This window comes from Teichococcus aestuarii (assembly GCF_042651065.1).
Classification (GTDB): Bacteria; Pseudomonadota; Alphaproteobacteria; order Acetobacterales; family Acetobacteraceae; genus Pseudoroseomonas; species Pseudoroseomonas aestuarii.
This window is the reverse complement of the sequence record NZ_JBHSCH010000056.1, coordinates 21,904-30,089: the sequence shown is the minus strand read 5'-3', so window position 1 is coordinate 30,089 and position 8,186 is coordinate 21,904. Positions and strand designations below refer to the sequence as shown.

4 protein-coding genes are annotated in these 8,186 nt (G+C 73.8%); all 4 read right to left on the bottom strand.

What is annotated here, in order from left to right; genetic code table 11:
• Positions 1–244 precede the first annotated feature (244 nt).
• Complete coding sequence (locus ACFOY6_RS18370; RefSeq protein ID WP_379651877.1) at positions 245–907, bottom strand: LutC/YkgG family protein; 663 nt, start codon at positions 905–907, stop codon at positions 245–247.
• Positions 904–2,328: a lactate utilization protein B gene (locus tag ACFOY6_RS18365; protein WP_379651876.1), complete on the bottom strand. Its 1,425-nt coding sequence runs from the start codon at positions 2,326–2,328 to the stop codon at positions 904–906. Before ACFOY6_RS18365 ends, ACFOY6_RS18370 begins: the two co-directional genes overlap by 4 nt.
• A 139-nt stretch (positions 2,329–2,467) precedes the next feature.
• On the bottom strand, positions 2,468–5,272 hold the full coding sequence (locus ACFOY6_RS18360; protein ID WP_379651878.1) for a [protein-PII] uridylyltransferase: 2,805 nt from the start codon (positions 5,270–5,272) through the stop codon (positions 2,468–2,470).
• 114 nt (positions 5,273–5,386) lie between these two features.
• On the bottom strand, positions 5,387–8,074 hold the full coding sequence (gene mutS / locus ACFOY6_RS18355; protein ID WP_379651875.1) for a DNA mismatch repair protein MutS: 2,688 nt from the start codon (positions 8,072–8,074) through the stop codon (positions 5,387–5,389).
• Positions 8,075–8,186: the final 112 nt, after the last annotated feature.

The window sequence follows — 8,186 nt, the reverse complement described above, 5'->3', positions numbered from 1 at the left end:
GCGCCGCCACCGGCGCGGCCGGCAGCGGCGGCAGGGCATGGCCCGGCAGGGGCTTCACCGCGGCCGCGTAGGCGCGCCACATGGCGCGCTCTTCCGGGGTGAGGGTTCGGCCACGGCGGGGCATTGCGGTCCTAGATGGGCGATCGAGGGAAAAGGGCCAGGGGATGCGGCCCCTGGAACCCCTGGCAGAAACCCGGCGGGGCGCCGGCGTTTCACCCGGCGCCCTCCATTAGTGAAGCCGGCCCTAGCCGTCCACCAGGATGACATGCAGGCGGCGGGGGCCATGCGCGCCCAGCTCCAGCGTCTGCTCGATGTCGGCGCTGCGCGAGGGGCCGGTCACCAGCATCACGTTGCGCGGCAGCGGGCCCATCTCGCGCAGTCGGTCCCACGCCTCCTCATAGGCGCCGACGATGTCGGCGCTGCGCAGCACCACGATGGCCGTCTCGGCCAGCAGGTTCAGCGTGGTCGGGCGTTCGGGCGCGGAAGGCAGCATCAGCGTGCCCGTCTCGGCGATGCCGACGAAGCCGTGCTGGAGCGCGACCTGGTCGCTGCCCTCGGCGCGGCGCGCCTCCACCGAGAGCAGCGGCAGGCTCTCCCAGGGCAGGGCCAGCAGCGCCGGGTGCGGCGCCATGGCGAGGCGCGGCGGCAGGTTCTGCCCGGCGAGGTAGTCGGCCACCGCCTGCGGCACCTGCGCGGCCTCGGGCACCCGCTCCACCGTGCCGAACTCGGCCTCCACCCGCGCGATGAACAGCGCCACCTGCTCCGGGTGCGGCAGGCGGGAACGGGCGGGGATGAGGTGGCGCGGGTGCTGGGCCATGCGGCCGCGCAACATCGCCTGCTGGTCCTCCGGCAGCGCGCCGCGCTTGAGGCCGCGGCGGATGGAACCGAGGATGGCTTCGCGGCTCACCGGCCGGCCCCCCGCTTCTGGCGGGCGTAGCGGTCCATGAAGGTGCCGCCCGGCTCGGGCGCCGGCAGGTCGCGCCCCTTCGTCCAGCCGCCGGCACCGGGCAGCCAGGTGAAGGCGCCCCGCCCGCGCGCCAGCAGCCCCAGTGCGCCGAGGCCGAGCCGCGCGGCCAGCCGGTAGGCGCCGGGCCGCCGGGCGAACCAGGCCCACAGCCCCAGCGCCCGGCGCTGCGTGGCCGGGGTCAGGTGGCGCTCGAACTCCCGCTCCCGCCAGTGGCGCATCATCTTGGGCAGCGGGATCTTCACCGGGCAGACGCTCTCGCACCGGCCGCAGAAGGAGGAGGCGTTGGGCAGGTGCGCCGCCTTGTCCACGCCGACCAGCGAGGGGGTGAGCACGCTGCCCATCGGGCCGGGATAGACCCAGCCATAGGCATGCCCGCCGGTGGCGCCATAGACCGGGCAGTGGTTCATGCAGGCGGCGCAGCGGATGCAGCGCAGCATCTCCTGGAACTCGGTGCCGACCATGGCGGAGCGGCCATTGTCCACCAGCACCACATGGTATTCCTCCGGCCCGTCGAGGTCGGCCGGGCGGCGGGCGCCGGTGGAGAAGGTGGTGTAGACGGAGAAATCCTGCCCCGTGGCGGAGCGCGCCAGCAGCCGCAGCAGGCTGGTGCAGTCCTCCAGCGTCGGCACCACCTTCTCGATGCTGGCCAGCACCACATGCACGCGCGGCAGGGTCTGCGTCAGGTCGCCATTGCCCTCGTTCGTCACGATGACGGAGGAGCCGGTCTCGGCGATGAGGAAGTTGGCGCCGGTGATGCCGACATCGGCGGCGAGGAAGGCCTCGCGCAGCCGGGTGCGGGCCTCGGCCAGGATGTCCCGCCGCTCATGGAAGACGCGGTCCGCCGGCAGGTCGGTGTGGCTGCGGCGGAAGCTCTCCTCCCAGTCCTCCCGGTTGAGGTGGAAGGCGGGGCCGATGATGTGGGAGGGCGGCTCCCGCCGCAGCTGCAGGATGTACTCGCCGAGGTCGGTCTCGACGGGGCGGATGCCATGCGCCTCCAGGTGGTCGTTGATCCCGAGCTCCTCGGAGATCATCGACTTGCCCTTGGTGACGGTGCGGGCCTGCGCCTTGCGGCAGATCTCCAGCACGGCGGCGCGCGCCTCGTCGGCGGTGGCGCACCAGTGCACATGGCCGCCCGCCGCCTCCACCTGCGCCGCATAGGCCTCCAGGTAGAAGTCGAGATTGGCCAGGGTGTGGTTCTTGATGTCCCGCCCCGTGTCGCGCAGCCGCTCGAACTCGGGCAGGGCGGCCACGGCCCGCGCCCGCTTGGCGTGCGAGCCGGTGCGCGAGAGCGCCTTCTGCAGCCGCGCATCACCCAGGGCGCGGGCGGCATTCTCCTTGAAGGCCGGAGAGGTGATGTGCACGGCTGTTTCTCCCAGGAAGATTCTTCTTTTTCTGAAGAAAAAGAAGCAAAAAGACTTTGTCAGTCTGGCGTCATGCCATCAGCCGGCGCGCCGCCAACGAACAAAAGTTTTTTGGTTCTTTTTTCCAAAAAAGAACGCCTTAATCCGCCCCCGCCTCGTCCCCCGGCCCGCCCAGCGCGGCCAGCAGCGCCGCGCGCAGCGAGGCGAGCTTGCGCTCGTTCTCGATCTTCAGCCCGAACACGTCCTTCACGTAGAACACGTCCACCGCCCGCACGCCGTAAGTGGTGATGTGGGCGGAGGCGATCTGCAGCCCCTGCTCGGAGATGGCGGCGGTGACGTCGTGCAGCAGGCCGGGCCGGTCGCGCCCGTTCAGCTCGATGACGGTGTGGGTGTTGCTGGCGAAGTTGTCGATCACCACGCGCCCGGGCACCTGCACGGCGCGCAGCCGCGCCGGCTCCCGCCGCACCTTGCGGATCTCCTGCACCAGGTTGAGCCGGCCGGAGAGCGCCTGCTCGATCAGCACCGAGAGGCGGGCCAGCTTGTGCGAGGCGTCGAACGCCCCGCCCTGCGCGTCCTGCACCCAGAGCGTGTCCAGCGCCATGCCGTTGGTCATGGTGTGGATGCGGGCATCGACGATGGTGGCGCCGGCCACCGCCAGCGCGCCGGCGATGCGGCTGAACAGCCCGGGATGGTCGGAGCAGTAGACCGTGACCTCCGTCACCGCCCGCGCCTCCAGCACCCGGGTGCAGACGGAGAGCGGCGCGCCGGTGGCCTCCGCCTCGCGGATCATGCCGGCGTGGCGGGCATGGCTCTCCGGGTCGAAGGAGAGCCAGTAGCCGGGGTAGCCGAGGGAGAGGAAGCGCTCCACCACCTCCTTCGGCTGGTCCTCCAGCATGGCGGCGGCGGCCTGCTTGGCGCGGGCCACGCGCACGTCCCGCTCCGGCACGGAGAGGCCGCCGGCCAGCACCTCGGCCACGCGCCAGTACAGCTCGCGCAGCAGCGTGGCCTTCCAGCCGTTCCACACCTTGGGGCCCACCGCGCGCATGTCGGCCACCGTCAGCACCAGCAGCAGCCGCAGCCGCTCGGGCGACTGCACCACCTCGGCGATGTCGAGGATGGTCTTGGGGTCGTCGATGTCGCGCTTGAAGGCGGTCTGGCTGACGAGGAGGTGGTTCAGCACCAGCCAGGAGACGGTCTCCGTCTCCTCCGGCGTCAGGCCGAGGCGGGGGCAGATCTCCAGCGCCAGCCCGGCGCCGATCTCGGAATGGTCGCCGCCGCGGCCCTTGGCGATGTCGTGCAGCAGCACCGCCACATAGAGGGCGCGGCGGGAATGCACCTGCCCCACCAGCTCGCTCGCCACCGGCGCGGCCTCGCCGAGCTCGCCCTGCTCCAGCTGGTTGAGCACGGCGATCGCCTCGATCGTGTGCTCCTCCACGGTGAACACATGGTAGGTGTCGAACTGCATCAGCCCGACGATGCGCGCCCAGTCCGGGATGAAGCGGGAGAGGAAGCCCACCTCGTTCAGCACCCGGATCCAGCGCGCCGAATCGCGGCCCGCCAGCAGGTCGAGGAACAGGGTGTTGGCCTCGGCGTCGCCGCGCAGCGCCTGGGCGCGGTGGGCGGCGCGGATCAGCGCCCGGTGCGCCAGCGGGTGCAGCTCCATCCCCCGGTCGCGCGCCGCGCGCACCAGCCGCAGCATGATGGCGGGCTCCTCCTCCACCACCCGGTCGGGGGCGAAGAGCAGCTTGCCGTCGGCCACCGCGACGCCCGCGGCGGTCAGCGCCGCGTCGGAGGGCTTGCTCACCGCCGGCAGGCCGAGCGAGGCGCGCTCGATCGCCGGTTCCAGCAGGCGGGAGAGGCGCACCACGTCCCGCGCGGTGAGGAAGAGGTGCTTCATGAAGCGCTCCACCCCGTCCTGCTTGCCGTGCCGCGTATAGCCCATGCGGGCGCCGACGACGGGCTGCAGGTCGAAGGTCAGGCGCTCCTCGGCGCGGCCGGTGACGTAGTGGAGGTGGAAGCGCACCGTCCAGAGGAAGTCCCAGGCGCGCTTGAAGGCGCGCGCCTCGCGCGCCGTCAGCAGGCCGCCGCCGGGGCTGTCGGCGCCCACCAGCTCCGGCATCCGCTTCACGCCGAAGGCGTAGCGGGCCAGCCAGTACATGGTCTGGATGTCGCGCAGGCCCCCGCGCCCTTCCTTCAGGTGCGGCTCCACCAGGTAGGGGCTGTCGCCATAGCGCTTGTGGCGGGCGGTGCGCTCGGCCCGCTTGGCGGCGAGGAACTGGCCGATGCCCCAATCCTGCCGGGCCTGGGCGAAAGCCTCCTCGAAGTGGGCGAACACCGCCGCGTCGCCGGCCAGGAAGCGGCCGTCGAGCAGGGCGGTCTGGATGGTGGCGTCGGCCCGCGCATCCTCCAGGCATTCATGGATGCTGCGGGTGGCGTGGCCCACCTTCAGGCCGAGGTCCCACAGCAGGTAGAGCATGAACTCCACCGCCCGCCGCCCGCGCGGCCCGAGCGGCCGGTCGGACAGGAACAGCAGGTCGATGTCGGAATACGGCCCCAGCACGCCGCGCCCGTAGCCGCCGGTGGCGGCCAGCACGAAGGGCGGCTCGGTGGTGGTGGCGAAGGGGTTGGCGCCGGGCTCCCCCTGCTCGGGCGCCACCTGGGCCAGGGTGTAGGCGTGGATGGCGTAGATCAGCCCGTCCGTCAGCTCGCCCAGCATCCGCGCGGCGGTGAGGCCGGAGAGGGCGTGCGCCTCGAACGCCTCCTGCACGCGCGACTGGATGCGCCCGAGCTGCCGCCGCAGCAGCAGCAGCGCCGCCTCCCGCGTCACCGGCTCGCCGGGGCGGGGGATCAGGTCGAGAACGATATCGGGCAGCGGCCGCGGCTTTCCGGCGGAGGAGCCGGAGGGGGCGGCAAACGCGTCTGGCAGGGCGCCGAAGCTTCTCATTTGAAGCATGTTATCGCGCCCGGCGTTCCCGCAACAGCTTCGTGAGCGCGCAGGGTGGCGACTTTGCCGCTTCGCAGCAAATTTTCCCGCAATGTTGCCGCCGTGGATGCCGCCCTACCCTGGCAGGGCGGCGGCCATCTGCTTCAGCCGGTAGAGGGCTTCCAGCGCCGCGCGCGGAGTGAGGGCATCGGGGTCGATCTCCGCCAGCGCCGCGTGCAGCGGGCCCTCCGACACCCCGGCAGGGGAAGCGGGGGCGGGCGGGGCGGTATCGCGCTCCGCCACCTGGCCGAAGAGCGGCATCTCCTCGGCCAGCGGCTCCAGCTCGGCGGCCAGCGCCTCCAGCGCCGCCAGCACGGCGCCGGCGCGCGCCACCACGGCGCGCGGCACCCCGGCCAGCCGCGCCACGTGCAGCCCCCAGGATTTCTCGGCGGCGCCGGGCCCGACGAGGTGCTGGAACACCACCTCGCCGCGGTGCTCGCGCACCTGCATGGTGGCGAGCTGCAATTCGGGCAGCTTCGGCGCCAGCGCCGTCAGCTCGTGGAAATGCGTGGCGAAGATGGCCCGCGCCCGGATGCGGTCGTGCAGCGCCTCCAGCACGCTCCAGGCGATGGCGAGCCCGTCCCAGGTGGCGGTGCCGCGCCCCACCTCGTCCAGCACCACGAGGGAGCGGGATGTCGCCTGGTTCAGGATGGCCGCCGTCTCGGTCATCTCCACCATGAAGGTGGAGCGGCCGCCGGCGATGTCGTCGGCGGCGCCGACGCGGGAGAACAGCCGGTCCACCAGCCCGAGGCGGGCGGATTCGGCCGGCACGAACAGCCCGGCCTGGGCCAGCACCACCATCAGCGCGTTCTGCCGCAGGAAGGTGGACTTGCCGGCCATGTTCGGCCCCGTCAGCAGGCAGAGGCGGCGGCCGGGGGAGAGGTCGGCATCGTTCGGCACGAAGGCGCTGCTCCCGCGCTGCCGGGCCAGCGCCGCCTCCACCACCGGGTGGCGGCCCTGGCGGATGCGGAATTCGGGCCGCTCCACCAGCTCGGGCCGGCACCAGGCGCCGCCCGCCGCCAGCTCGGCGGCGCCGGCATGGATGTCGATCTCGGCCAGGGCGGCGGCGGCGGCGTCGATCGGGCGGGCGGCCTCCAGGCAGAGGGCGCGCAGGTGCCGCACCACCGCCGCCTCGCGCCGCGCCGCCTGCTCGCCGGCCGCCGCGAGCTTGCGGTCCAGCTCGGCCAGCGCGGCGCAGGTGAAGCGGTGGGCATTGGCCATGGTCTGCCGGTGCATCGGCGCATAGGGGCCTTCGCGCAGCGCGGCGGGCGGGTCGCGCAGCAGCTTCTCGCCGGCGGCGGCGGGCATCTCGGCCAGGAAGCCGAATTGCTGGTGGTGGCGGATCTTCAGGCTGGCCACGCCCCAATCCTGGGCCAGGCGCATCTGCATGGCGGCGATGGCGCCGCGCGCGTCGTCGCGCAGCCGCTTCAGCGCGTCCAGCTCGCCATCGTAGCCGGGGGCGACGATGTTGCCGTCCTCCAGCCGGGCGGGCAGCTCGGGGCAGAGGGCGCGGGCCAGCTCGGCGCGGGGCGAGCCCTCCGGGCGGAGCGCCGCGCGCGCCGCCGCCAGCAGCGCGGGGATGCCGGGCCGCTCCAGCGCGTCGGCCATGGCCTCGGCGCGGGCGAGGCCATCGCGCAGCGCGGCGAGATCGCGCGGGGCGAAGCGGTCCAGCGCCTGCCGGGCCAGGGCGCGCGCCATGTCCGGCGCGCCGCGCACGGCGCCGCGCAGCGCCTCGCGCAGCGGCATGTCGGCCAGCAGGGTGGCCACCGAATCGTGCCGGGCGCCGATGGCGGCGGCGTCGGTCAGCGGCGCGGCGAGGCGCTCGGCCAGCTCGCGGCAGCCGGGGGCGGTCAGGGTGCGGTCCACCGCCGCGGCCAGGCAGTTGCGCGTCTCGCCGCGCTCGCTCTTCAGGATCTCCAGGCTGCGGCGGGTGGCGGCGTCCATCCGCAGCACCTCGCGCCCGCCCTGCGGCTCCGGCGGGCGCAGGCGCGGCGCCGCCTCGCCCTGGGTGGCGCGGAGATAGTCCAGCACCAGCGCGCAGGCCGCCACCTCGGCCTCGCCGAAGCCGCCGAAGCCCTCCAGCGCCGCCACGCCATAGAATTCCGCCACCTGCCGCGCCGGGTCGCGCGCCGCCGGGCGGTGGCTGAGGCGTTCGGCCCAGGCGGCCAGGGCGGGCAGCGCGTCGAGATCCTCGGGCAGCACGATCTCGGCCGGGTCGAGCCGCGCCAGCAGGGCGGGAAGCTCCGCCACGGGCAGCGCCTCGCAGGCGAAGGCGCCGGTGGAGAGGTCGGCCCAGGCAGCGGCCAGCTCCCCCTCCTCGCGCGCCAGCGCCAGCAGCCAGGCGGCGCGGCCGCCCTCCAGCAGCGCCTCCTCGGTCAGCGTGCCGGGGGTGACGAGGCGGACCACCTCGCGCCGGATGGTCGGCGCCTTGCGGGCCTTGGCCTGCTCCGGCGTCTCCCGCTGCTCGCAGATGGCGACGCGGAAGCCATGCCGGATCAGCCGCGCCAGGTAGTTCTCCAGCGCGTGCACCGGCACGCCGGCCATCGGGATCGGCTGGCCGCGATGCTCGCCGCGGTGGGAGACGGCCAGGCCCAGTGCCTCCCCGGCGCGCTGCGCGTCGTCGAAGAACAGCTCGAAGAAATCGCCCATGCGGAAGAACACCAGCGCCTCCGGGTGCGCCTGCTTGGCGGCGAACCACTGGGCCATGGCGGGGGTGGCGCCCTCGGCGGAGGGGAGGGCGGCGAGGGGGGCGGCGGCGTTCATGCGCCTCTTCCTAGGGCGGGGCGGGCGCGCGGGTCCAGAGCGGCGGCGGGGTTGCCGCGTGCCGCCCCCGCCGGCACCCTGCGCGCCGCGTCAAGCCGAAGGAGGAACGCCC